The organism is Pseudomonas sp. Mn2068 (assembly GCF_049319725.1).
In the GTDB taxonomy this organism is placed as follows: domain Bacteria; phylum Pseudomonadota; class Gammaproteobacteria; order Pseudomonadales; family Pseudomonadaceae; genus Aquipseudomonas; species Aquipseudomonas gingeri.
Genome location: NZ_JBMOUG010000015.1, coordinates 137,918 through 163,028 on the forward strand (window position 1 = coordinate 137,918; position 25,111 = coordinate 163,028).

General features: G+C 62.8%; 21 protein-coding genes. 16 read left to right on the forward strand and 5 right to left on the reverse strand.

The window, feature by feature from the left end:
* Window positions 1-40 precede the first annotated feature (40 nt).
* The 3 genes from ACL9RJ_RS27005 to ACL9RJ_RS27015 are packed head-to-tail and all read left to right on the forward strand — an operon-like array spanning window position 41 to window position 1,895.
* A complete protein-coding gene (locus ACL9RJ_RS27005) occupies window positions 41-541 on the forward strand; it encodes a hypothetical protein (RefSeq protein ID WP_042934647.1) in 501 nt (166 codons plus the stop codon).
* A gap of 32 nt (window positions 542-573) precedes the next feature.
* Complete coding sequence (locus ACL9RJ_RS27010) at window positions 574-1,350, forward strand: class II glutamine amidotransferase (protein ID WP_042934646.1); 777 nt, start codon at window positions 574-576, stop codon at window positions 1,348-1,350.
* Between the two features lie 11 nt (window positions 1,351-1,361).
* Window positions 1,362-1,895 carry a DUF2937 family protein gene (locus ACL9RJ_RS27015; protein ID WP_017124548.1) on the forward strand — a complete coding sequence of 178 codons (534 nt, stop codon included), beginning with the start codon at window positions 1,362-1,364 and terminating at the stop codon, window positions 1,893-1,895.
* 121 nt (window positions 1,896-2,016) lie between these two features.
* Here ACL9RJ_RS27015 and ACL9RJ_RS27020 read toward each other — a convergent pair whose 3' ends face one another.
* A complete protein-coding gene (locus ACL9RJ_RS27020) occupies window positions 2,017-2,934 on the reverse strand; it encodes a LysR family transcriptional regulator (RefSeq protein ID WP_017124547.1) in 918 nt (305 codons plus the stop codon).
* Window positions 2,935-3,086: 152 nt separating this feature from the next.
* Between ACL9RJ_RS27020 and ACL9RJ_RS27025 the strand changes: the two genes are divergently transcribed.
* The 4 genes from ACL9RJ_RS27025 (at window position 3,087) to ACL9RJ_RS27040 (ending at window position 6,804) form a co-directional block, all read left to right on the forward strand.
* A complete protein-coding gene (locus ACL9RJ_RS27025; protein ID WP_017124546.1) occupies window positions 3,087-4,373 on the forward strand; it encodes an MFS transporter in 1,287 nt (428 codons plus the stop codon).
* Window positions 4,374-4,436: 63 nt separating this feature from the next.
* Window positions 4,437-5,189 (forward strand): 5-oxoprolinase subunit PxpA, encoded by a 753-nt coding sequence (locus ACL9RJ_RS27030; RefSeq protein WP_017124545.1) that lies wholly within the window; start codon window positions 4,437-4,439, stop codon window positions 5,187-5,189.
* Window positions 5,186-5,890: a 5-oxoprolinase subunit B family protein gene (locus ACL9RJ_RS27035; protein WP_017124544.1), complete on the forward strand. Its 705-nt coding sequence runs from the start codon at window positions 5,186-5,188 to the stop codon at window positions 5,888-5,890. The genes ACL9RJ_RS27030 and ACL9RJ_RS27035 overlap by 4 nt, the downstream gene beginning before the upstream one ends.
* Window positions 5,887-6,804: a biotin-dependent carboxyltransferase family protein gene (locus ACL9RJ_RS27040; protein ID WP_017124543.1), complete on the forward strand. Its 918-nt coding sequence runs from the start codon at window positions 5,887-5,889 to the stop codon at window positions 6,802-6,804. The genes ACL9RJ_RS27035 and ACL9RJ_RS27040 overlap by 4 nt, the downstream gene beginning before the upstream one ends.
* 158 nt (window positions 6,805-6,962) lie before the next feature.
* Here ACL9RJ_RS27040 and ACL9RJ_RS27045 read toward each other — a convergent pair whose 3' ends face one another.
* From ACL9RJ_RS27045 to ACL9RJ_RS27055, 3 genes are all read right to left on the reverse strand, one after another.
* Window positions 6,963-8,141, reverse strand: coding sequence for a vWA domain-containing protein (locus ACL9RJ_RS27045; protein ID WP_017124542.1), 1,179 nt, complete (start codon window positions 8,139-8,141; stop codon window positions 6,963-6,965).
* A gap of 178 nt (window positions 8,142-8,319) precedes the next feature.
* Window positions 8,320-9,165 carry an AAA family ATPase gene (locus ACL9RJ_RS27050; protein ID WP_017124541.1) on the reverse strand — a complete coding sequence of 282 codons (846 nt, stop codon included), beginning with the start codon at window positions 9,163-9,165 and terminating at the stop codon, window positions 8,320-8,322.
* A gap of 142 nt (window positions 9,166-9,307) precedes the next feature.
* On the reverse strand, window positions 9,308-10,396 hold the full coding sequence (locus ACL9RJ_RS27055; RefSeq protein WP_017124540.1) for a DUF748 domain-containing protein: 1,089 nt from the start codon (window positions 10,394-10,396) through the stop codon (window positions 9,308-9,310).
* Window positions 10,397-10,525: 129 nt separating this feature from the next.
* Here ACL9RJ_RS27055 and cysK point away from each other — a divergent pair, with 129 nt between their 5' ends.
* From cysK to ACL9RJ_RS27070, 3 genes are all read left to right on the forward strand, one after another.
* Entirely contained in the window at window positions 10,526-11,500 is a 975-nt protein-coding gene (cysK, locus tag ACL9RJ_RS27060) for a cysteine synthase A (RefSeq protein WP_017124539.1), read from the forward strand.
* Between the two features lie 208 nt (window positions 11,501-11,708).
* Entirely contained in the window at window positions 11,709-12,647 is a 939-nt protein-coding gene (locus ACL9RJ_RS27065; protein WP_017124538.1) for an aspartyl/asparaginyl beta-hydroxylase domain-containing protein, read from the forward strand.
* 357 nt (window positions 12,648-13,004) lie between these two features.
* The gene (locus tag ACL9RJ_RS27070) at window positions 13,005-13,868 is read left to right on the forward strand and encodes a DMT family transporter (protein WP_422765848.1); all 864 of its coding nucleotides are present in this window, start codon (window positions 13,005-13,007) and stop codon (window positions 13,866-13,868) included.
* A 162-nt stretch (window positions 13,869-14,030) separates the two neighbouring features.
* Here ACL9RJ_RS27070 and ACL9RJ_RS27075 read toward each other — a convergent pair whose 3' ends face one another.
* Entirely contained in the window at window positions 14,031-14,942 is a 912-nt protein-coding gene (locus ACL9RJ_RS27075; RefSeq protein WP_017124536.1) for a DMT family transporter, read from the reverse strand.
* A 236-nt stretch (window positions 14,943-15,178) separates the two neighbouring features.
* Here ACL9RJ_RS27075 and aceK point away from each other — a divergent pair, with 236 nt between their 5' ends.
* The 6 genes from aceK to ACL9RJ_RS27105 all read left to right on the forward strand — a co-directional run bounded on the left by aceK (window position 15,179) and on the right by ACL9RJ_RS27105 (window position 24,826).
* Window positions 15,179-16,900 (forward strand): bifunctional isocitrate dehydrogenase kinase/phosphatase, encoded by a 1,722-nt coding sequence (gene aceK / locus ACL9RJ_RS27080; protein WP_017124535.1) that lies wholly within the window; start codon window positions 15,179-15,181, stop codon window positions 16,898-16,900.
* 106 nt (window positions 16,901-17,006) lie between these two features.
* Complete coding sequence (gene hrpA, locus ACL9RJ_RS27085) at window positions 17,007-20,918, forward strand: ATP-dependent RNA helicase HrpA (protein ID WP_017124534.1); 3,912 nt, start codon at window positions 17,007-17,009, stop codon at window positions 20,916-20,918.
* Between the two features lie 191 nt (window positions 20,919-21,109).
* Entirely contained in the window at window positions 21,110-22,231 is a 1,122-nt protein-coding gene (locus ACL9RJ_RS27090; RefSeq protein WP_017124533.1) for a beta-ketoacyl-ACP synthase III, read from the forward strand.
* 168 nt (window positions 22,232-22,399) lie between these two features.
* Window positions 22,400-23,011, forward strand: a complete 612-nt coding sequence (locus ACL9RJ_RS27095; protein WP_017124532.1) for an RNA polymerase sigma factor — start codon at window positions 22,400-22,402, stop codon at window positions 23,009-23,011.
* The gene (locus ACL9RJ_RS27100; protein WP_017124531.1) at window positions 23,005-23,244 is read left to right on the forward strand and encodes an anti-sigma factor family protein; all 240 of its coding nucleotides are present in this window, start codon (window positions 23,005-23,007) and stop codon (window positions 23,242-23,244) included. Before ACL9RJ_RS27095 ends, ACL9RJ_RS27100 begins: the two co-directional genes overlap by 7 nt.
* A gap of 253 nt (window positions 23,245-23,497) precedes the next feature.
* Window positions 23,498-24,826: an OprD family outer membrane porin gene (locus tag ACL9RJ_RS27105; protein WP_017124530.1), complete on the forward strand. Its 1,329-nt coding sequence runs from the start codon at window positions 23,498-23,500 to the stop codon at window positions 24,824-24,826.
* The last annotated feature ends 285 nt before the right edge of the window (window positions 24,827-25,111 follow it).

Below are 25,111 nucleotides of genomic sequence, written 5' to 3' on the forward strand. Positions count from 1 at the left end.
CCAGTAATGGCCCGTCCCTACCCGACTTGCCAGCCATGCCATGGACACCATGACCGAGAACGACTATCTGATCGCCTGGGGTTGTTACGCCTTTGCCGCCTTGGGCTGCCTGTTGGTGTGGTTTCGCCTGACCCGCTGGACCTGGCGCTGGTTGCGCGAACCGCTGCGCCTGGTGGGGGCGGTGCTGCTGTTCAGCCCGACCATCCTCGATCCGGTGAAAGAACGTTTCGCCCCGGCGGTCGCGATCACTGCCCTCGACCTGTTGTTCAAGGTCGGCAACAACGCCTGGCGCGCGGTCTCCGATCTGTTCATGTACCTGATCATCGCCCTTGGCGTGTATGCGGTCTTCGTGCTGATCCGCTGGCCGATCGAACGCTCCAGCAAGGCCCGCAAGCTGCAGTCGGAAGCCGCCGCCGCCGCGGCTCGTGCTGAAGTCGAGGCGGATGACCAGCCTTTCGCCACGCCGGATCGCCAGGAGCGCCCGCGTCGTCCGCCGCCTCCCGCCGCTGCCGGTCGTCCACGGGTCGAGCCGCGTTTGTAAGCGTGTTCCTGCATTGAAGCGAGAGTCCGAGCATGTGTGAATTGTTGGGCATGAGCGCCAATGTGCCGACCGATATCGTTTTCAGCTTTACCGGGCTGATGCAGCGCGGCGGACGTACCGGTCCCCACCGCGACGGCTGGGGCATCGGTTTCTACGAAGGTCGCGGGCTGCGCCTGTTCCAGGACCCGGCCGCGAGCTGCGAGTCGGAAGTGGCGCAACTGGTGCAGCGTTACCCGATCAAGAGCGAAGTGGTGATCGGCCATATCCGCCAGGCCAATGTCGGCAAGGTCTGCCTGTCCAACACCCATCCTTTTGTCCGTGAACTGTGGGGGCGCAACTGGTGTTTCGCCCATAACGGCCAGCTGGCGGATTTCCAGCCGCCGGGCAGTTTTTATCGTCCGGTCGGCGATACCGACAGCGAAGCGGCCTTCTGCGACCTGCTCAACCGCGTGCGCCAGGCCTTTCCCGAGCCGGTGGAGGTGGAAGAGCTGCTGCCGTCGCTGGTCCAGGCCTGTGCCGAGTATCGCGGCAAGGGTGTGTTCAACTGCCTGCTCAGCGACGGCGACTGGCTGTTCTGCTATTGCTCGACCAAGCTGGCGCAGATCACCCGCCGCGCGCCCTTTGGCCCGGCACGGCTGAAGGATGTCGATGTGATCGTCGACTTCCAGGCCGAAACCACCCCCAACGACGTGGTCACGGTGATCGCCACCGAACCCCTGACCGAAAACGAAACCTGGACCCGTTACGAACCGGGCCAATGGAGCCTGTGGCGGCGCGGCGAATGCGTCAGCCAGGGCCAGACTGAATAAGGACGTCCGTTATGTGGTTGAGTTACCTGCGGTTGATACTGTTTACCCTGGGGCTGCTGATCGGCGTCCAGGTGCCGGGCTTCATCAACGACTACGCCAAGCGCGTCGAGGCGCATCTGATCGAGGCGCAGACCGGGCTGCAGGGCTTCCAGAAGACTGCCGAGCAGTTCTTCAAGGGCGACCTGCAGGCGCTGGTGGCGCACTATCGCGCCAGTGACGACCCGGTCTTCCGCAGCGATGCCGACAGCCTCGGCACCTTGCTCAACCGCCAGCGCCTGCTCGATGACCAGTTCCAGGCGATGCAGGGCCCCTGGTACAAGCGCGCGTTGCAGGTGGCGTATGCGGCGGACCCGGCGATTCGCCAGGAAACCCTGCAGGGCTACACCTACCAGGTGCTGCTGTCGCCGGAAGCGATCGGCTGGGCCATGGGCGCGGCGCTGCTGTTCTCCTTCGTCATCGAAGGTTTCTTCCGGCTGGTGGATTGGGTCGTGCTCGGCGGCAAGCGCCAGCGTGAGCGCCTGGCGCGGCGGGAGCGGGGCTGGTAACCGCCCGGTCGCTGGGGATGGACCTGATCCATCTGTGGGAGCCGGCTTGCCGGCGATGGCGTCCGCAAGATCGACACAAGATCCAAGGGCTTCTTCGCGGGCAAGCCCGCTCCCACAAGAGCTAGGCCTTGCTCAGCACCACGTACTGTTCCCCGACCTTGCTGGCATAGCTGTGCAGGACCTTGCGGCACAGCGCGACAATCTCCTCCACCAACTCCACGCCGACCCGCCAGGACACCACCACTTCCAGGTTCGGCGGGCGCACTTCCAGCGCCAGCAGGGTCAACTCGCCCCGCGCCAGTTCCTCGCTGACCAGTGCCGGCGGGAAAGCGCCGATACCGAAGCCATCGCGAATCAGCCGGGTAATCGCCGACACCGAGTTCACGCAGTTCAGGCGTGGCGCCGGGACCCCGTGGGTCTGCATCAGGCCGAGGATTTCCTGGTGCGGCCGGGAGTTCTTGGAGAAGGTCACGATGCGTTCCCGGGCGATCTGCGCCAGGCTCGCGTACTCGCGGTTGTAGATCGAGTTGCTGGCCACCACCCAGCCCATCGGGTAACTCGCCAGTTCCAGGCTGCGGATGGACTCCTGACGCAGCAGGTCGGTCTGCAGGATCAGGTCGAGAAAGCCTTTTTGCAGCTGATCGCAGAGGTTCAGCGCGGTATCGGCCACCAGCTCGATTTCCACCAGGGGAAAACGGTCCATCATTTCCGCCACCAGGGGACTGAGCCAGGTGTGGATCACCGAGTCCATGACCCCGATGCGCATACGCCCGACCTTGGTCGAACTGATCTCGATGGAGTGCTTGAGGGCCTGCATGGTGTCGATCATCTGCTCGGCATAATCGAGCACCTTGAGCCCTTCGGGAGTCAGGCTGACACCCCGTGAATCGCGCAGGAACAGTTTGACCCCGAGCTCGCTTTCGAGCACCGCGATCCGGCTGGAGATGGAGGCCTGGGTGGTGAACAGCTTGTCCGCGGTCAGGCGAAAGCTCTTGAGCCGGGCGACCCAGACGAAGGTTTCGAGAAACTTGAGATTCATGCAATCAACTTTTTCTTATGCCTGGGGACGGCTTTTATTAGTTGGACGCAGAGGGCGGGTGCAACCAAAAATGGCCCTCGACCGGTGAATCACGATAAGCGTCGCCGGCCGCCAGAACAATACCAATAAGTTTGCTGTGGAGAATTTCCCCCATGAGTACGCCCGACTCGCTGGATGTTGCCAAGCCCGAGGGACCACCCGGTCCGTTCGCCTGGTATCGCCATATCAATCAGCAGGAACGTCGGACGTTCTGGAGTTGCAAGATCGGCTATGGCCTCGACGGCATGGACACCCAGATGCTCAGCTTTGTCATCCCGACGCTGATCGCCCTGTGGGGTATCACCACCGGCCAGGCCGGGCTGATCTCCACCAGCACCCTGATCGCCTCGGCCCTCGGAGGCTGGATCGCCGGGATCCTCTCCGACCGCATCGGCCGGGTGCGCACCCTGCAGTTGACGGTACTCTGGTTCGCCTTTTTTACCTTTCTCTGCGGTTTCGCGCAGAACTACAACCAGTTGCTGGTGGCGCGGACCCTCATGGGCTTCGGCTTCGGCGGCGAGTGGACCGCCGGCGCGGTGCTGATGGGCGAGGTGATCCGCGCCCAGGATCGCGGCAAGGCGGTGGGCATGGTGCAATCCGGCTGGGCCCTGGGCTGGGGGCTGACAGCGATCCTGTATGCCCTGCTGTTTTCCTGGCTGCCGCCGGAAGACGCCTGGCGGGCGCTGTTCCTGCTGGGCATCGTGCCGGCGATCTTCGTGATCTTCGTCCGCCGGCTGGTCAAGGACCCGGAAATCTATCGCCAGGCCAAGGCCAGGGAAGTACCGAGCAACCCGGCGCGTTTCTACGAGATCTTCGCCCCGGGGATGCTCAGCATCACTGTCCGTGCGTCCTTGCTGACCACCGGTGCCCTGGGCGGTTACTACGCCATCACCTCCTGGCTGCCGACCTTCCTGAAGAACGAGCGCGGCTTGAGCGTGCTGGGCACGGGCGGCTATCTGGCGATGGTGATCATCGGCTCCTATGTCGGCTACGTGATCAGCGCCTATCTGACCGACCTGCTGGGGCGCAAGAAGAACTTCATCCTGTTTGCCGTCGGCTCCTTCACCATCGTCCTGCTCTATACCCAGTTGCAGGTCAGCAACGAAGTGATGTTGTGGCTGGGCTTCCCGCTGGGTTTCTTCGCCTCGGGGATCTTCAGCGGCATGGGCTCGTTTCTCACCGAACTGTTTCCAACCCGTATCCGCGGTTCGGGCCAGGGCTTCTGCTACAACATCGGCCGCGCGCTGGCCGCGCTGTTTCCCCTGCTGATCGGCCTGCTCAGCCAGACGGTGCCGTTGAGCGTGGGGATCGGCGCCTTTGCCGCCGTGTCCTACGGCGTGGTGATTCTCGCGGCCCTGAGCCTGCCGGAAACCCGTGGCAAGCAACTCGAAGCGCAGTAATCTGTGGGGCGCGGGTACTGCGCCCTGAATCAAGTCGATAAAAAGCCCACAGGAGCACCTACCGTGAGCCGCCTGTTACTGAATTGCGATATCGGTGAAAGCTATGGCAACTGGACCATGGGTCTGGATGCGCAAGTCATGCCGTTCATCGATTGCGCCAACGTCGCCTGCGGTTATCACGCGGGGGATCCGAGCATCATGCGCAAGACCGTCACCCTGGCCCTGGCCAACGATGTGCGGATCGGCGCCCATCCGGCGTATCCGGACCTGGTCGGCTTCGGTCGTCGTTCCATGGCCTGCACCCCCCAGGAAATCAAGGACCTGCTGCACTACCAGATCGGCGCGCTGGACGGTATCTGCCGGGCCCAGGGCGCGCGGGTCAGCTATGTCAAACCCCATGGGGCGATGTACAACGACATGATGGCCAACCCCGAACAGCTGCGTTCGGTGATCCAGGCGATTGCCGCCTATGACCGCGAATTGCCGCTGATGCTGCTGGCGATGCGCGACAACAGCGTGGCCCAGGCGCTGGGCGACGAGTACGGCGTGACCCTGTGGTTCGAAGCTTTCGCCGACCGCGCCTATGACAGCGCCGGGCGCCTGGTTTCCCGGCAACTGCCGGGAGCGGTGCATCACGAACCGGAACGTATCGTCGAGCAGGCCCTGACCATCGCCCGTGGCGACGCCCTGGTCGCCAGCGATGGCAGCGCCCTGCGCCTGCAGGCCAACACCCTCTGCGTGCATGGCGACAACGCCAGTTCGGTGGAGGCCGTGCAGCGCATTCGCGAGGCCCTGGACCGGCAGTCGATTCCATGAAGCCACGGATTGAAGTGGTGGCGATCGACTGCCTGATGGTGCGCCTGTTCGATGCGATCGCCGAAGAAAACATGCCGTGGATGCTTGCCGCCAGCGAGCGTCTGCGTCACGCGTTTGCCGGGCACCTGATCGACCTGGTGCCGTCCTACACGACCTTGATGGTGCACTACGACCTGATGACCCTGAGTCCGGGCCAGGCCCGGGAACTGATCGCCGAGGCCCTGAACGGTCTGGCGCCGAATGCCCGTGCTGCCGGCCAGTGCCATGTGCTGCCGGTCTGGTACGACCCGAGTGTCGGTCCGGAGTTGAGCCTGCTGGCCGAACGCAGCGGTTGGTCGATCAGTGACGTGATCCGCCGTCACAGCGAGCGCGAGTACCAGGTGTTCGCCCTGGGCTTTGCCCCGGGGTTCGCCTTCATGGGGCTGGTGGAGGAGCCCCTGGCGGCCCCGCGCCTGAATACGCCGCGCAAGAAAGTCGCGGCGGGCAGCGTCGGTATCGCCGAGCGGCAGACCGCCGCCTACCCGGTGGTGTCACCGGGCGGCTGGAACCTGATCGGGCGCACCCCGAGTAAACTGTTCGACCGCGAGCGCGACGGTTACAGCCTGATGCAGCCGGGCGATACTGTGCGGTTTGCCGCGGTCGACCACGCCGAGTTCATCAAGTTGGGTGGCGACGACACGCCGCTGGAGGCCCTGGCATGAGCCATCTGTTGATCGAGGCCAGCACGCCGCTGTGCCTGCTGCAGGACCGCGGACGGTTCGGCGTGCGCCATCTCGGGGTCACCCAGGGCGGTGCCCTGGACTGGGTATCGATGTCCTGGGCCAATCGCCTGCTGGGTAACCCGGTGGATGCGCCGGTAGTGGAAGTCACCCTCGGCGGCGTCACGCTGCTGGCCATGGAAACCTGCTGCCTGGCCCTGGCCGGCGCCGACCTGGGCGCGCAAGTGGATGGCCAGGCCCTGGCGCCCTGGCGCAGCTTTGTCCTGAACAAGGGACAACGGTTGCAGTTCACCCAGCCCTTGCTCGGTGCCCGTGCCTATCTGGCGGCCCCGGGTGGTTTCGATGCGCCCAGGGTGCTGGGCAGCAGCGCCTGCGTGGTGCGCGAGGAACTGGGGGGCCTTGACGGACTGGGCCGGCCCTTGCAGAAGGGCGGCAGCCTGAGTTATCCGGGCGCGGCGGTGGCACCGCGAGTACTGCCGACGGCGCAGATTCCCGACTTCCACGCCAGGGCGCCGTTGCAGGTGGTACTGGGTGCGCAGATTGGCGAGTTCAGCGGGCAAAGCCTGTTCGATGCGTTCAACAGCGCCTGGACCCTCGACAGCCGTGCCGATCGCATGGGCATTCGGCTGCTGGGGCCGGAGTTGAAGTACCAGGGCGAGCCGATGATTTCCGAGGGCATACCCCTGGGGGCGATCCAGGTGCCGCCGGACGGACAGCCAATCGTCCTGCTCAATGATCGGCAGACCATCGGCGGTTATCCACGCCTGGGCGCGTTGACGCCGCTGTCGTTGGCGCGGTTGGCGCAATGCCTGCCGGGGACACAGGTAAGACTGGCGCCGACGGTGCAGGAAAGCGCCCATCGGCAGCAGGTCGAGTTCATGCGCAGGTTTGCGTAGGGCCCAAAGGAGCCGCTGATCGTTCCCATGCTCCGCGTGGGAATGCCCCTCTGGACGCTCTGCGTCCGCTTTTGTGACGCGGAGCGTCACGGGCTGCATTCCCACGCGGAGCGTGGGAACGATCAATACAATCGCGAAGGGGCCCGCGAAGGCCCACATCATTTGGAAAGAAACCGCATCCCTTCTTCCAGCCCGCGCAGGGTCAGCGGGTACATCTGGTCCTCGATCAGGTCCCGGACGATATTGGTCGATGCCGTATAACCCCAGGTATCCTTCGGATACGGGTTGATCCAGATAAGCTTCTTGTACTTCTCCATGAACCGCTGCATCCACACATAACCCGGTTCTTCGTTCCAGTGCTCGACGCTGCCGCCGGCCTGGGTGATTTCATACGGGGCCATCGCCGCGTCACCGACAAAGATCACCTTGTAGTCGGCACCGTACTTGTGCAGCAGGTCCTGGGTCGAGGTCCGCTCCGAACCCCGGCGCAGGTTGTTCTTCCACACCGATTCATAAACGAAATTGTGGAAGTAGAAGTACTCCAGGTGCTTGAACTCGGTCTTGCAGGCCGAGAACAGCTCCTCGCAGATCTTCACATGGGCATCCATCGAGCCGCCGATATCGAACAGCAACAACAGCTTGATGGTGTTGCGCCGCTCCGGGCGCATCTGGATGTTCAGCAGGCCGGCGTCGCGGGCGGTGTGGTCGATGGTGCCATCGATATCCAGCTCTTCCGCCGCGCCCTGGCGGGCGAACTTGCGCAGGCGGCGCAGGGCCACCTTGATATTGCGCGTGCCCAGTTCGACCTGGTCGTCGAGGTTCTTGTACTCGCGCTGGTCCCAGACCTTGACCGCCTTGCCCTGGCGCTTGCCGGCATCGCCGACGCGGATGCCTTCCGGATTGAAGCCGCCGGAGCCGAACGGGCTGGTGCCGCCGGTGCCGATCCACTTGTTGCCACCGGCGTGACGTTCCTTCTGTTCTTCCAGGCGCTTCTTGAACTCCTCGATCAGCTTGTCGAGGCCGCCGAGGGACTGGATCTGCGCGCGTTCTTCGTCGCTCAGCGAACGTTCGAATTCCTTGCGCAACCAGTCTTCGGGAATCAGCGCCTGAAGGTGATCGTCGAGTTTTTCCAGGCCGTTGAAATAGGCGCCGAATGCCCGGTCGAACTTGTCGAAATGGCGTTCGTCCTTGACCAGGATCGCCCGGGCCAGATAGTAGAACTCGTCCATGTCGGCGAAGGTCACGCGCTGTTTCAGCGCGTTGATCAGGTCGAGCAATTCACGCACCGAAACCGGAACCTTGGCCGCGCGCATTTCATTGAACAGGTTGAGCAGCATGGCAATCGCCTCGGATAAACTGGAGGGTCTGTTTGAAAGCTCGCCGAGCGACGATCAGGCAAGGCAAAAACAGGCGAGGAACGGCCGGGGTCGCGCTCGACTTTAGCCCACTAAATGAGCATTCCGAGCCTGTTTTTAACGCAGCCTGATCGACGCGCAGGCAGCTTTCGGACAGAGCCTAGCGGGTGCCACGACGGCTCATGAACGCCAGGCGTTCGAGCAGTTGCACGTCCTGCTCGTTCTTCACCAGGGCACCGGCCAGTGGCGGGATGGCCTTGGTCGGATCGCGCTCGCGCAGGACCGCTTCGCCGATGTTGTCGGCCATCAGCAGTTTCAACCAGTCCACCAGTTCCGAGGTCGAAGGCTTCTTCTTCAGGCCCGGCACCTTGCGCACGTCGAAGAATACATCGAGGGCTTCGCTGACCAGGTCTTTCTTGATGTCCGGGTAATGCACGTCGACGATCTTCTGCAGCGTGTTGCGATCCGGGAACGCGATGTAATGGAAGAAGCAGCGGCGCAGGAAGGCGTCCGGCAGTTCCTTTTCATTGTTGGAAGTAATGATGATGATCGGGCGCTTCCTGGCCTTGATGGTTTCATCGATCTCGTAGACGTAGAACTCCATCTTGTCGAGTTCTTGCAGCAGGTCGTTGGGGAACTCGATGTCGGCCTTGTCGATCTCGTCGATCAGCAGGATCACCCGTTCATCGGATTCGAAGGCTTCCCAGAGCTTGCCCTTCTTCAGGTAGTTGCGCACGTCGTGGACCTTGTCCACGCCCAGCTGCGAGTCGCGCAGGCGGCTGACCGCGTCGTACTCGTAGAGGCCCTGGTGGGCCTTGGTGGTGGACTTGATGTGCCAGGTGATCAGCTTGGCGCCGAAGGACTCGGCCAATTGCTCGGCGAGCATGGTCTTGCCGGTCCCGGGCTCGCCCTTGACCAGCAGCGGACGCTCCAGGGTAATTGCGGCGTTGACGGCCAGCTTCAGATCATCGGTGGCGACGTAGGCCTGGGTGCCTTCGAACTTCATCTGTCATTCCTCGAACGGTAACGCCGGCCTGGCGGACAGGGCGGCGGGAAAATCCCATGCCCGACTATAACGCGGTGCCCGGTCGAGTGTGAACGCAGACGGCTTATTCAGTCTCTGAATGGAGCGTCACATCCTGACCCGGTCAGCTCTTCGGATCGCTGGACGGTTTGGGCTGTTCATAGCGGGCATTGAAGGCCTGGATGAAACCGTTGCGCAATATCTGCAAAAACGCCTGGAACGCGCTGATATCTTGCTGGTGAACGTTGCCGCTGAGTTCAACCCGGGTGGCGAACTGGTTTTTCTTCTGGTTTTTCAGCACGGTTTCGCCGGCCCCGACAATGGCTTCCCATACCGAACGCAGGATGCTCTTGTTCTGGTTCTCGACGTCCTGTTGCCAGTCGAACACCTCGACATCGTGCAACAGCGGCTTGATATAGCCGGTGAGCTGGCCCTTGCGGGCCTGGGCCTCGATCACGACATCACCGCTGCCGCCGTTGAAATCGAACTTGCCGTAGGCCGAGGCGAAATCGTTGACACGCCGTAACTCGATGCCGGTGGCCCGCAGGCGGAACTCGAAGTCCTCGAAGTTGCTCAGCGGGTCGAAGGTGGCGCTGGTCTGCAGGGGCGCCTGGCCGAACAATTGGGCCTTGCCTTCGAAACGGGCATCGCGGCGCCCTTCGAGGTCGACCACATTGGTCAGGTTGTAGAGGCTGGCATTGACCTGCGTGGCCTGCAGGTTGACCGCCGGCTGCGAGTTGAAGTTGCGGAAGGTGATGCGCCCGTCGTCGATCCGCACCTCGTTGAGGGTGATGGGCAGCAGCTTGCCCAGTTGTGCCCGCCAGTCGGTGCCCTGGCCGGTCTGGGACGCCTGGCGGTTATTGGCGCCACCGTCGACGAAGTTCAGCTCCGGCTTGACGAACTGCACCTCGGCCACCACCGCGTGGTTGTCCCACAGGGATTTCCAGCTGACCGACAGATCGATCAGCGGCGCCTTGACGAAGGGCACGGGCACTTTGCCGCTGACCTTGACGATCTGCAGCCCGTTGATCCGGTAGGCGCCGCGCCACAAGGCCAGGTCGACATCGGTCACCTGGCCACGGTAATCGCCCATGTCCGCGAGTTTTTCATTCAGGTAGTGGCGCACCAGGTAAGGCAGGGCCAGGTCCAGCACCACCAGCAGCAGGACCAGGCCTGCCAGGCTCCACAACGGCCAGCTGTAACGACGTTTCATCGGCGTGCCCCGAAGGCTGTCTATAGGCGATGGACCCCCGGCAGCGCTATACGTTCGCCATGACTGGACGCCCGACATCCCGGGGCATACCCTTGAAAGCCAACTCACCGTTGCCCAAAGGACCCCGTCATGAGCCGTATTTTCGCCGACAACGCCCATTCCATCGGTAATACGCCCCTGGTTCAGATCAACCGCATCGCCCCTCGCGGTGTGACCATCCTGGCCAAGATCGAAGGGCGCAACCCGGGGTATTCGGTGAAGTGCCGGATCGGCGCGAACATGATCTGGGACGCCGAAAGCAGCGGCCGGCTCAAGCCGGGCATGACCATCGTCGAGCCGACCTCGGGCAATACCGGGATCGGCCTGGCCTTTGTCGCCGCCGCCCGCGGCTACAAGCTGCTGCTGACCATGCCCTCGTCCATGAGCATCGAGCGGCGCAAGGTGCTCAAGGCCCTGGGGGCCGAACTGGTGCTGACCGAGCCGGCCAAGGGCATGAAGGGCGCGATCGAGAAGGCCACCGAGATCGTCAACGGCGATCCGGCCCGGTACTTCATGCCGGCGCAGTTCGACAACCCGGCGAACCCGGCGATCCACGAGAAAACCACCGGCCCGGAAATCTGGAATGACACCGATGGCGCGGTCGACGTGCTGGTGGCGGGCGTGGGCACCGGCGGCACCATCAGCGGTGTGTCGCGCTATATCAAGCTGACCCAGGGCAAGCCGATCCTGTCGGTGGCGGTGGAACCGGTATCGTCGCCGGTGATCACCCAGACCCTGGCCGGACAGGAGGTCAAGCCGTCGCCCCACAAGATCCAGGGCATCGGCGCCGGTTTCGTGCCGAAGAACCTCGACCTGTCGCTGGTCGACCGGGTCGAGCTGGTCACGGACGACGAGTCCAAGGCCATGGCCCTGCGGCTGATGCAGGAGGAGGGGATCCTTTGCGGCATTTCCTGTGGCGCGGCCATGGCTGTGGCCGTACGCCTGGCGGAAACCCCGGAAATGCAGGGCAAGACCATTGTCGTGGTGCTGCCGGACTCCGGCGAGCGCTATCTGTCGAGCATGCTCTTCAGCGATCTGTTCACCGACCAGGAGATCCAGCAGTAAACCGCCACGGGCGGCGCCCGCGGGACTGACCTGCATCAGTCCCGGTTCAGGCGGGACGTGCTACATAAAGGCTGTGTTGCGCGACCGGTCATGCGGAATGTGCGGGCCGATGGGTTTTTCCCGAGGCCGGTAATGTTTATCATGGCCGGCTGCCACGTCGGGTGAATTTCACCTTGCCCGGACGTTGCCCATTTTCAAGGAGTGCTGAATGACCTTTTCCTTTGCCGCCAAGGCCGCCGTGTTGCTGCTGTTCCTCGGCAGTACGCTTTACGTGCATCTGCGCGGCAAGGCGCGTTTGCCGGTGCTGCGCCAGTTCGTCAACCATTCCGCGCTGTTCGCCCCGTACAACGCCCTGATGTACCTGTTTTCCGCCGTGCCGTCCAAACCGTACCTGGACCGCAGCAAGTTTCCCGAGCTGGATGTGCTCAAGGACAACTGGGAAGTGATTCGCGAAGAGGCCATGCACCTGTTCGACGAGGGCTATATCCGTGCCGCCGAGAAGAACAACGATGCCGGTTTCGGTTCGTTCTTCAAGAAGGGCTGGAAGCGTTTCTACCTGAAGTGGTACGACAAGCCGCTGCCCTCGGCCGAGCTGCTCTGCCCGAAAACCGTGGCGCTGGTCAGCAGCATCCCCAACGTCAAGGGGGCGATGTTCGCCCTGTTGCCCGGTGGCAGCCACCTGAACCCGCACCGCGACCCGTTCGCCGGCTCGCTGCGCTACCACCTGGGCCTGTCGACGCCGAACTCCGACGACTGCCGGATTTTCGTCGACGGCCAGGTCTACGCCTGGCGCGACGGCCAGGACGTGATGTTCGACGAGACCTATGTGCACTGGGTCAAGAACGAAACCGAGCAGACCCGGGTGATCCTGTTCTGCGATATCGAGCGGCCGTTGAGCAACCGCCTGATGACCTCCATCAACCGCTGGGTCAGCGGCTTGCTGGGACGCGCCACCGCGCCGCAGAACCTCGATGACGAGCGTGTCGGCGGCATCAACCAGGCCTACGCCTGGAGCAAGAACTTCAGTGATCGCTTCAGTGGCGTGGTCAAGCAGTGGAAGCGCAAGCATCCCAAGGCCTACCGCATCATGCGTCCGGTACTGGCGGTGGTGGTCCTGACATTGCTGGGTTACTGGTTGTTCGGCTGACCTGTTGCAATCTGTGTCGGGCGCTGGTTATAGTCAGCGCTCGGTGCATCACCTGATCCACCGTTTATTCCCTTTCGAAGAAGACCTGCGCATGCCAGCTTCCCCCATCAACGCGGTAGTCGATTCAGCGGTCAACGCTGGCGTAGTGCCGTGCGGGAACCAGCAGCCTGTGCAGATCAGTCATTACCCACCACCTGTCAGTGGCACGCCGGTGTACGTAGTCGTATCACCGCCGGGCGTTGGCATCCGGGTCTGATCAGCAACCGTTGCTGTCGCCCCCTGCCTGCCTGAAAAAAACCTACTGAATCTTCAGCTTTCCAGCTGAGTTGGCATTTGCCTGAATCACAGGTGGTATCCATGTTGGTCATTTCGAAACAATCCGCGACCGCGGCGGCTTCGACGAGTCTGTTTGTGCTGCTCTGGAGCAGCGGGGCGATCTTCTCCAAGTGGGGCCTAGCCCATGCTTCGCCGTTCGCCTTTCTGCTGATCCGTTTTTCCATTGCCCTGCTGGGGCTGTTGCTGTTGATCCCGCTGCTCAAGTTCAAGCTGCCCCGGGGCGGCAAGCCGATGCTGCACGCCGCGGCGACGGGCATGGTGTTGCTGGGCGCCTACCAGATCTTCTACCTGCTGGCGCTGGACCTGAAGGTCACTCCCGGCGTCATGGCGACGATCATGGGCGTGCAGCCGATTCTCACCGCGGTACTGATGGAGCGGCGGCGCTCCTGGAGCCGGATGTTCGGGCTCGGGCTCGGGCTGGCGGGGCTGATCCTGGTGGTGTACCAGGGCATCGGCCTGGCGGGCATGTCCCTGGCCGGCATGCTCTTCGGTCTGCTGGCGCTGGCGAGCATGACCTTCGGCTCGATCATGCAGAAACGCATCACCGACAATCCCCTGGGCACGCTGCCGGTGCAATACCTGGCCGGCTTGCTGTTGTGCGGGATCTTCGTGCCGTTCCAGCCGTTCCACTTTGAAACCGGTGTCGGCTTCGTCGTCCCGGTACTGTGGATGGGCCTGGTGGTGTCGGTGCTGGCGACCTTGCTGCTGTACCGTTTGATCGCGCGGGGCAACCTGGTGAATGTCACCAGCCTGTTCTACCTGGTGCCGGCGGTGACAGCGGTGATGGACTACCTGATCTTCGGTAACCGCCTGGCGGCCCTGAGCATGCTGGGCATGGCGCTGATCATCGTCGGGTTGGTATTCGTGTTCCGCAAAGCTGCCTGAATGGCGGCGATGGGCGCAGTGGCGGGGGGCCGCTGCGTCTGGGCCGGCTTCTTCGCGGGCAAGCCCGCTCCCACAGTGTTCGAGTCATACGCATGATCTGTGTAGAACCGAGAACTTGTGGGAGCGGGCTTGCCCGCGAAGGGGACCTAAACCACCCGATAACTACCGGTCGCCCACCGTGGCGGCCTTCACCACTGCCGCCGGCTTCAACACCAGCCACAACGCCACCGCAATCAGCACCCCGCCATACAAATGGGCCATCGACAGCGGCTCATCGAGAAACAGTGCGCCCCACAACACCCCGAACGCCGGGATCATGAAGGTCACGGTCATCGACTTGACCGGGCCGATGCTGCTGATCAGCTTGAAATACATGATGTAGGCGAATGCCGTGCACACCAGCCCCAGGCCCAGCAGCGAGCCCCAGACACTGATTCCACCCCAGCTGGCCGGCGGGTGGGCGATGGCGCTGTAGGCGAAGAACGGCAGGATCACCAGGGTCGCGCCGAACATGCTGCCCATGGCCGACAGCCGTGGATCCAGGCCGCCCTGGTGGTCGAGCCAGCGACGGGTGAGAAAACCGGCGAAGCCATAGCTGGTGGTGGCCAGCAGGCACGCCGCCGCGCCCATCAGCAATTCCAGGTTGAAGGTCACCGGCCCGGCCCGGGTCAGCACCGCGACGCCGAACAGGCCGAGGAAGATCCCCAGCAGCTTGTTCAGGCTGAGTTTTTCGTGGAAGAACAGGCCGCCGATCAGCACGCCCATCAGTGGCGTGGTGGCGTTGAAGATCGACGAGTAGCCGGCCGGCAACACCTGGGCCGCGACCGAGTAGAGCGTTGCCGGCAGCCCGGAGTTGATCACGCCGAGCATCAGGCAGACCTTGAATTTGCCCTTGAAATCCCAGCTGATGCGCATCAGCGACAGGATCACCAGCAGTCCGACGGCGGCGATGGAGACGCGAAAGAAGGCGGTGGGAAAGGCCCCCAGCACCGGGGCAATGATGCGCATGAACAGGAAACTGGCGCCCCAGACGGCGGCCAGGCTAAACATGCGCACGATATCGACGGGTTTCACGGGAAGCATCCTTGGCAGGGTAGGCGGGCAAGTGTCCCCGGATGTCACGGGCAAGGCAACGTTTGCGTAACGCGGCAATTGATCTCCAGGCCCTGTACGAAAACGTCCTGCGCGACGATCATGTTGCGTTGAAAACAGGCGCGCCTGATCGCCGCTCGACGAGTTTTCTTACGGAGCCTAAGCTCCAGTGACTCGCGATCAGAATAATGTCCGAACAATCCCGCAGAGGTTTGACTATGCCGCAGCAATGGCCGGCCGCCGATATCGCCCGCATGATCCTCGATGGCTTCGACAATTACCGCGAGCACTTTCGCCAGATCACCGACGGTGCCCGCGCCCGTTTCGAAGCGGCCCGCTGGCAGGAAGCCCAGGCGGCATCGGCGGCGCGGATCAATCTCTACGAAGAGAAAGTCAGCGAGGTCAACGCGCGGCTGCGGGCCGGTTTCGACGCCGAGGCGTTGCTCGACGTCAACCTCTGGCCCCTGGTGAAAAGCGCCTACATCAGCCTGATCGACCTGCGCTTCGACGATGAACTGGCGGAAACCTGGTACAACTCGACCTTCTGCGGTCTGTTCAGCCACGACCTGATCAGCGACGGCTGCATGTTCATCCACACCACCCGGCCGTCCCTGCGGCGGGCGCGGGCGGCGCAGACCCGGACCTATCGACCCCTCGGCGAGCTTTCGGGCATGCTCGAACAGATCTTTGCCGACTACAGCTTCAGCGAGGCCTATGCCGACCTGCCCGGCGATCTGCGGCGGCTCGAAGCGCAGTTGCGCGAAAGCCTGCCGGACTGGGTCTGCAAGGATCCCGAGCTGAGTGTCGAACTGTTCTCCTCGGTGCTCTACCGCAACAAGGGCGCCTACCTGGTGGGGCGCATCTACACCCATGAGGAACAATGGCCGCTGGTGGTGCCGCTGTTGCACCGTGAAGGGCGCGGGATCCAGATCGATGCGCTGATCACCGACGAAGCCGATGTCTCCATCATCTTTTCCTTCACGCGTTCCTACTTCATGGTCGATGTGCCGGTGCCGGCGGAGTTCGTCGGTTTTCTGCGGCGCATCCTGCCGGGCAAGCATGTCGCTGAGCTGTACACTTCGATCGGCTTCTACAAGCACGGCAAGTCCGAGTTCTACCGGGCGCTGATCAATCACCTGGCCAATACCGACGACCAGTTCATCATGGCGCCGGGCGTGCGCGGGATGGTCATGAGCGTGTTCACCCTGCCGGGGTTCAACACCGTGTTCAAGATCATCAAGGACCGTTTCTCGCCGTCGAAGAACGTCGACCGGGCGACGGTGATCGAGAAGTATCGTCTGGTGAAGAGTGTCGACCGCGTGGGGCGCATGGCCGATACCCAGGAGTTCGCCGACTTCCGTTTTCCCCTGGGCAAGTTCGATCCGGCCTGCCTGGAGGAACTGCTGGAGGTGGCGCCCTCCACCGTCCAGGTCGAAGGCGAGACGGTGCTGATCCGCCATTGCTGGACCGAGCGCCGCATGACCCCGCTGAACCTCTACCTGGAGAACGCCAACGAAGCCCAGGTGCGCGAGGCGCTGGAGGACTATGGCCTGGCGATCAAGCAACTGGCGGCGGCGAATATCTTCCCCGGCGACATGCTGCTGAAGAACTTCGGCGTGACCCGTCACGGGCGTGTGGTGTTCTATGACTACGACGAGATTTGCTTCCTGACCGAGGCCAACTTTCGTCATATCCCCGCGCCGCGCACCCCGGAAGACGAGATGGCCTCCGAGCCCTGGTATTCCATCGGACCGCTGGACGTCTTTCCCGAGGAGTTTCCGCCGTTCCTCTTTGCCGACATGGCGCAGCGCCGGTTGTTCGATCAGTTGCACGGCGAGTTGTACAACGCCGATTACTGGAAGGGGCTGCAGGAGGCGATTCGCGCCGGCAAGGTCATCGATGTGTTCCCGTATCGGCGTCGTACCCTGGACACTGAATGAACGTGGCCGGGCCAGGTCCGGCCACAATGCTTTTCAAGGTCGTGTTCTGTTGTGCAAATCTGCGACAATCCGCCCCCTGCATACATAGACGACCCTTGCGCACCTGATGACTGACGAATCGCCTGCTATCGAGCAACTGCTGAAAAACCTCGACCTCGCCATGATTGCCGACCGCCACCGGTTGCGGCGGCAATTACACGAGCTGCGCAAGAAGCCCGATGAGGCGAAGCTGGCGCAGTGGGCGGAGAAGGTCCAGGTGTCCTGTGCCCAGGTCACGGCGCGGCGCCAGAGCGTGCCGCTGATTCGTTATGACGACAGCCTGCCCATCGCCGCCAAGCGCGACGAGATCAAGGACGCGCTGCTCAAGCACCAGGTGCTGATCATCGCCGGTGAAACCGGCTCGGGCAAAACCACCCAGTTGCCGAAGATCTGCCTGGAAATCGGTCGCGGCCAGCATGGCCTGATCGGCCACACCCAGCCCCGCCGGATCGCTGCCCGCAGCGTGGCGAGCCGGGTGGCCGACGAACTGGCGACCCCGCTGGGGGCGCTGGTGGGTTATCAGGTGCGCTTCGAGGACCAGAGCGATTCGAACACCCTGATCAAGCTGATGACCGACGGTATCCTGCTGGCGGAAACCCAGAATGACCGCTACCTCGAACGCTACGACACGATCATCGTCGACGAAGCCCACGAGCGCAGCCTGAACATCGACTTCCTGCTCGGCTACCTGAAGACCCTGCTGCCGCGGCGTCCGGACCTGAAAGTCATCATTACCTCGGCGACCATCGACCTGGAACGCTTTTCCCGGCACTTCAACGACGCACCGATCGTCGAAGTCTCCGGCCGGACTTTCCCCGTGGAAACCTGGTATCGCCCGTTGACGTCCGAGCAGGACGAGGAAGGCAACAGCGTCGAGGACGACCTGACGGTCGACCAGGCGATTCTCGCCACCCTCGACGAGATCGCCGCCTTCGAGCGCAGCGAACGCAAGAGTCCGGGCGATGTGCTGGTGTTCCTGCCCGGCGAGCGGGAGATTCGCGACGCCGCGGACATGCTGCGCAAGGCCCAGCTCAAGCACACCGAAATCCTTCCTTTATATGCACGGCTGTCACCGGCCGAGCAGCAGCGGATTTTCCAGTCCCATCCGGGGCGGCGCGTCGTGCTGGCGACCAACGTCGCGGAAACCTCTCTGACCGTGCCGGGCATCCGCTATGTGATCGACAGCGGCACCGCTCGCATCAGCCGCTACAGCTACCGCGCCAAGGTCCAGCGCCTGCCCATCGAGGCGGTTTCCCAGGCCAGCGCCAACCAGCGCAAGGGTCGTTGCGGACGGGTCGAGCCGGGGATCTGCGTGCGCCTGTACAGCGAAGAGGATTTCAACGGCCGGCCGGAGTTCACCGACCCGGAGATCCTGCGCACCAACCTGGCGGCGGTGATCCTGCAGATGCTTCACCTGCGCCTGGGCGAGATCACGGCGTTCCCGTTTATCGAGCCGCCGGATGGCAAGGCCATCAGCGACGGTTTCAACCTGCTGCAAGAGTTGTCGGCGGTGACCCGCGAGAACCAGCTGACCCCGCTGGGTCGGCAGTTGGCGCGCCTGCCGGTGGACCCGCGCATGGGCCGCATGTTGCTGGAGGCGGCCACCCTCGGCAGCCTGCAGGAAGTGCTGATCGTCGCCAGTGCCATGTCGGTGCAGGACCCGCGCGAACGGCCGCCCGAGCGCCAGCAGGCCGCCGACCAGGCCCATGCGCAGTGGAAGGACGTGGATTCGGATTTCGCCGGCCTGATCAATGTCTGGCGCGGGTTCGAGGAACAGCGCCAGGCCCTTGGTGCCAGTGCCCTGCGCAACTGGTGCCGGAAGAACTTCCTCAATTACCTGCGCATGCGCGAGTGGCGTGATTCGCACCGGCAGTTGGGGCTGATCTGCCGCGACCTGCAGTTGAGCGTCAACAAGGAGCCGGCGGATTATCCCAAGCTGCACAAGGCGGTATTGTCCGGTCTGCTCAGCCAGATCGGCCAGAAGACCGAGGACGGCGATTACCTGGGCGCGCGCCAGCGGCGGTTCTGGGTCCACCCGTCCTCGGGCCTGGGCCGCAAGCGTCCGCAATGGCTGATGGCGGCCGAACTGGTGGAAACCACCAAGCTCTATGCGCGCATGGTCGCCAAGATCGAGCCGGACTGGATCGAACCGCTGGCCGGGCACCTGATCAAGAAGAATCACTTCGAACCCCACTGGGAGAAGAAGCGCGGCCAGGTGGTGGCTTTCGAGCAGATCACCCTGTTCGGCCTGATCGTGGTCGGACGGCGGCCGGTGCATTTCGGCCCGGTCGATCCGGCCGCCTCCCGCGAGCTGTTTATCCGCGAGGCGCTGGTGCGCGGCGAGATCCAGTCGAAAGCCCGTTGCCTGAGCGCCAATACCCGTCTGCTCGAACAGCTCGACGAGCTGGAGGCCAAGGCTCGGCGCCGGGATATCCTGGCCGACGAGGAAACCCTGTTCGCCTTCTACGATGCACGCCTGCCGGCGGAGATCCACCAGACCGCGACCTTCGACAGCTGGTACCGGGTCCACAGCCAGAAAGACCCGCAGTTGCTGATCATGCGCGAGGAAGACGTGCTGGCCCGCGAAGCCAGTGAAGTCACCGCCGCGCATTACCCGGACACCCTGCACCTGGGCGACCTGGCCCTGGCCTTGAGTTATCACTTCGAGCCCAACCATCCCCGTGACGGCGTGACCCTGCGCGTGCCGGCGCCGCTGTTGCCGGTCTTGCCCGCCGAACGCCTGGAATGGCTGGTGCCCGGCGTGATCGAGGCCAAGTGCATCGCCCTGGTACGCAACCTGCCCAAGGCCCTGCGCAAGAACTTCGTGCCGGTGCCGGACTTCGTCAAGGCGGCGCTGCAACGGATCGAGTTCGCCCAGGGCTCGCTGCCCCAGGCGCTGGGACGCGAATTGCTGCGCATGACCGGGGCGCGGGTCAGCGACGAAGCCTGGGCCGAAGCGGCGCAGCAGGTGGAAAGCCATCTGAAGATGAACCTGGAAGTGGTCGATGCCCAGGGCAAGTTCCTCGGCGAAGGCCGCGACCTGGCGGAACTGACGGCGCGGTTTGCCCAGGCCAGCCAGGCCGCGTTGGCCGTACCGCAGACCGCGAAGAGCCAGCAGCCGGTGGAGGCCAAGGTTTTCGCCGCCGTTGCCGAGACCACCCAGCAGAAGATCGCCGGGCTGTCGATGACGGTCTACCCGGCGCTGGTGGAGGAGGGCGGCACCGTCAAGGAAGGGCGGTTCTCCACGCCGGCTGAGGCCGAGTACCAGCATCGCCGCGCCTTGCAGCGGTTGCTCATGCAGCAACTGGCGGAGTCGGCGAAGTTCCTGCGCGGCAAGCTGCCGGGCCTGACCGAACTGGGCCTGTTGTATCGCGAACTGGGGCGCATCGAGGCGCTGGTGGAAGACATCCTGCTGGCGAGCCTCGACAGCTGTGTCCTCGAGGGGGAAGACCCGCTGCCCCGCGACGGTGCCGGCCTGGCGTCCCTGGCCGAGCGCAAGCGTGGCGGCTGGACCGAGCATGCCGAACGCCTGGCACGCCTGACCCTGGAGATCCTCAAGCTCTGGCACGGTTTGCAGAAGCGCTTCAAGGGCAAGATCGACCTGGCCCAGGCCGTTGCGCTCAATGACATCAAGCAGCAACTGAGCCAGCTGGTCTATCCGGGATTTGTCCGGGAAACCCCGGGAGCCTGGCTCAAGGAACTGCCGCGCTACCTCAAGGCCATCGAATTGCGCCTGGAGAAGTTGCCCGGCCAGGTACAGAAGGACCGGGTCTGGAGTACGGAGCTGGCGGGGTTGTGGAACCAGTACCAGACCCGTGCGGCCAAGCATGCCCAGGAAGGCAGGCGCGATCCGCAACTGGAGCTGTACCGCTGGTGGCTGGAAGAGTACCGGGTGTCGTTGTTCGGCCAGCAACTGGGGACCAGGGTGCCGATCTCGGACAAGCGCCTGGGCAAGCAATGGAGCCAGGTTGACGGCTAGCCGTTAATCTCGGCGCTGCGGCGAAATCCCCGCGTTTATGGCACAATTCGCGGTTATAAATGCCCGGTTCAGCGGCTGGACCGGAAAAAAGCCACGCCAGGCGTCATCCCTGCTGTCAGGGGTTGGCCCTTTTATGTATTGGTACGACGGTGCCAATGCTTTCTGCCTGAACAGAATATAGAGGAACGACCGTGCATAACGTCGTCATCAGCGGCACCGGCCTGTACACCCCGGCCAACAGCATCTCCAACGAAGAGCTGGTGCAGTCTTTCAATACCTATGTACAGCTGTTCAATGACGAAAATGCGGCAGCTATCGAACGCGGTGAGGTTCAGGCCTTGACCGAGTCCAGTGCGGCCTTCATCGAAAAGGCGTCCGGTATCAAGAGCCGCTTTGTCATGGACAAGGACGGCATTCTCGATCCCCGGCGCATGAAGCCGCGCCTGCCCGAGCGCAGCAACGACGAGTGGTCGATCCTCTGCCAGATGGCCATCGGTGCCGCCGAGCAGGCCCTGCTGCGCGCCGGCAAGACCGCCGCGGATATCGACGGGGTGATCGTCGCCTGTTCCAACCTGCAACGGGCCTACCCGGCCGTGGCGATCGAGGTCCAGGAAGCGCTGGGCATCCAGGGCTTCGGTTTCGACATGAACGTGGCCTGTTCCTCGGCGACCTTCGGCATCCAGGCTGCGAGCAACAGCATACAGTTGGGCCAGGCGCGGGCGATCCTGATGGTCAACCCGGAAATCTGCACCGGTCACCTGAACTTCCGTGACCGCGACAGCCACTTCATCTTCGGCGATGCCGCGACGGCGGTGGTGATCGAGCGTGCGGACCTGGCGACCTCGCCCTACCAGTTCGATATCGTCAGCACCAAGCTGCTGACCAAGTTCTCCAACAATATCCGCAACAACTTCGGTTTCCTCAATCGCACCGCGGAAGAGGGCATCGACGCCCCGGACAAGCTGTTCGTCCAGGAAGGCCGCAAGGTGTTCCGCGATGTCTGTCCGATGGTCGCCGAACTGATCGGCACCCACCTGCAGGAGAACCAGCTGAATGTCGGCGACGTGAAGCGTTTCTGGCTGCACCAGGCCAACCTCAGCATGAACCACCTGATCGTCAGGAAGCTGTTGGGGCGCGAAGCCTCGGAAACGGAAGCGCCGGTGATTCTCGACACCTACGCCAACACCAGTTCGGCCGGTTCCGTGATCGCTTTCCACAAGAACCAGGACGATCTGGCGTCCGGCTCCCTGGCCGTACTCAGCTCGTTCGGCGCCGGTTATTCGATCGGCAGCGTGATCCTGCGCAAACGTTGATCGGCGCCTTCGCGTCTGGCATCGTGTGCGCGCCAGACGGGAGGGACGCTGTCCCTGTTCCGATGCGTTTCAGGGAGAGATCGCTATTCTCGTGTTGAACATGGGTATAGAGCAGCGGCAAAAACTGATGCTCCATGATGTCCCGGAAATCCGAACTCGAGGTTGTGAATGGCGGCGATGGACGATACTCAACTGCTTGAGCGACTGCTGGCAGGCGACCAGCGGGCTTACAAGGAGTTGGTCAGTACCTACCAGAGTGCGATGCGCGCGGTGGCCTATGCCATCGTCGGCAGTCGCCAGGCCGATGAAGCCGTACAGGACGCCTGGCTGGCGGTGGTGCGCAACCTCTCGGGATTCCAGGGCCGTTCGAGCCTCAAGACCTGGTTGCTGACCATCACCGCGAACGCGGCGAAGAATCGCTACAAGCAGAATCGCCGGGAAGTCCTGCTCGACGACCTGCCTTCGCCCCATGGCACCATTGGCGACGAGCGTTTTGCCAGTGACGGGCACTGGGCGCTGGCGCCGTTCTCCTGGCATGAGGACACCCCGGAAGCCCTGCTCAGCGAAGACGAACTGCGTGAATGCCTGGAGCATACGCTGTTGAGTCTTTCCGAATTGCAGAGCAGTGTATTGCTGTTGCGCGAGCGCCAGGGGCTGGAACTGGAGGAGATCTGTAATCTTCTCGAGATTTCGCTCTCTAATGTCCGGGTACTGCTGCACAGGGCCCGACTGAAAGTCTTCGCGACCGTGGAGCATTTTGAGGAAACCGGCGAATGCTGACCTGCAAGGAACAAGTGGCACGCTCCAGCGACTACCTCGATGGCCAACTGAGCTTTCGGGAGCGCCTGATGGTGCGCCACCACCTGATGTTCTGCCCCAACTGCCGGCGTTTCATTCGCCAGATGCGGTTGATGCAGGGTGTGCTGAGGAAAATGCCCGAACCGCCGGTCGAGAATCTCGACGCTTTGGCCCGGCAGTTGTCCGCCGAGCAGCAAAACGCAGAAAAACCCTGATCCGCGATAATCTCAAAAAGCCACTATTTTCCGTGCAAAGCCCCGTCAACCGGGGCTTTGCGCTTTTTCCAATGTGTTTCAAAAAGTTCCGCTGTCATAAAACCTTAATGTACCAGCAACTCCGCTGAAATAACCCCACGCCAAGATTCCCTCCCAACAAAGCTGGTCGGGCCCTACGCAACGACCGCACAGGCGTTTGATGGCAATGGATGGCGCTCAGAACAGAAGCGTTTGAACCTTGAGGAGCGAAACAATGAAAAAATCCACCTTGGCCCTGGCTGTGGCCGTAGGGGTTTTGGCCCAGCACGCTGGCGCCGCCGGTTTTATCGAAGACAGCAAGGCTTCTATCAGCTCGCGTACTTTCTACTATCGCGCGGACACCCGTGAAGGCACTGCGAACGACCAGGATGAAACCGCGCAAGGCTTCAAGCTTGACTACAAGTCGGGCTTCACCCAGGGTACCGTTGGCTTTGGTCTCGACGCCCAGGCTCTGATGGGTATTCACCTGGACGGTGGCCGTGGCCATCACCCGGACAGCAACTCCTTCTTCCCCAGCGATAGCGATGGTGGGGCCTCGCAAACCTGGGGTCGCGTAGGCGCGAACGCCAAGTTCCTCATTTCCAAGACCGAAGCCCACGTGGGTAGCGCCCTGGCGCCAAACCTGCCGATCCTGGTTTCCAACGACAGCCGCCTGCTGCCGCAAACCTTCGACGGTGGCATCGTCACCTCCAAGGAAATCGACAACGTCACCCTGACCGCAGGTCAACTCGAGCACGTCTATGGCCGTGCATCGAGCAACGACACCGGTTTTTCGGTTGCCGGTGCCACTCGTGACAGCAACCAGTTCCGCTTCGCCGGTGGTGATTGGAAAGTTACCAAAGACCTGATGCTGCAGTACTACCACGCTGAGATGCAGGACTTCTACAAACAGGACTTCCTCGGCCTGGTACACGTATTGCCGATCGGTGACGACCAGTCGTTCAAGACTGACCTGCGTTACTTCGACAGCCGTTCCGACGGCAAGAATGGCGACGCCGGCTACCAGTTCAACAACAACGGTGGCTATGCCAAGAACAAGGGCGAGGTCGATAACAAGACCTGGACCGCCATGTTCACCTATACCCTGGGCGGCCATGCCATCATGCTCGGTCACCAGAGCGTCAGCGACGACGGCGGCTTCGTGTTCAACAACGAAGGCAACGTGGTCGATGGCAACGGTCGTGCCGAAGGCAACGGCGGTTCCAGCTTCTACCTGTTCACCGACAGCGTGGTTGGCAGCTTCATCCGTGCTGGCGAGCAGACCAACTTCGGTCAGTACTCGTACGACTTCGCCAAGCTCGGCGTACCTGGCCTGAAGGCATCGATCGCCTACCTGCGCGGTACCGACATCAAGGCCACCACCGGTGTCGGCAAGGACCAGACCGAATGGGAACGTGACCTGCGTGTGGACTACGTGATCCAGAGCGGCATGCTCAAGGGCTTCGGCACTACCCTGCGTACCGGTACCTATCGCGGCGACACCAACGTCGCGGCGCAAGACCAGACCCGTCTGATCTTCAACTACACCTACAACTTCCTGTAATTCAGGAAGCTCCAGCGTAATGGTCGCCTGGCCCGAGGGCCGGGCGACTTCGTGATCCCAAGCTTTTTCTTCATCCGTTAAAGCTTCCACGGCTCCTTGACCCTGCTTCGGCGGGGTCTTTTTTTGCCCCGGCGATCGTACGCTCGCCGCAGCGTTCCAGGCCGTTGCCAGCGCCCTTCAAGATGGGAGCAAGATTGCCCCCGCCGCCCGCGCAAGTCCAATGAAGAACTTTTTAACATCGGGCCGGCACAGGACTGCTGGTTCTCATGGCCGGGCACTTGCGCG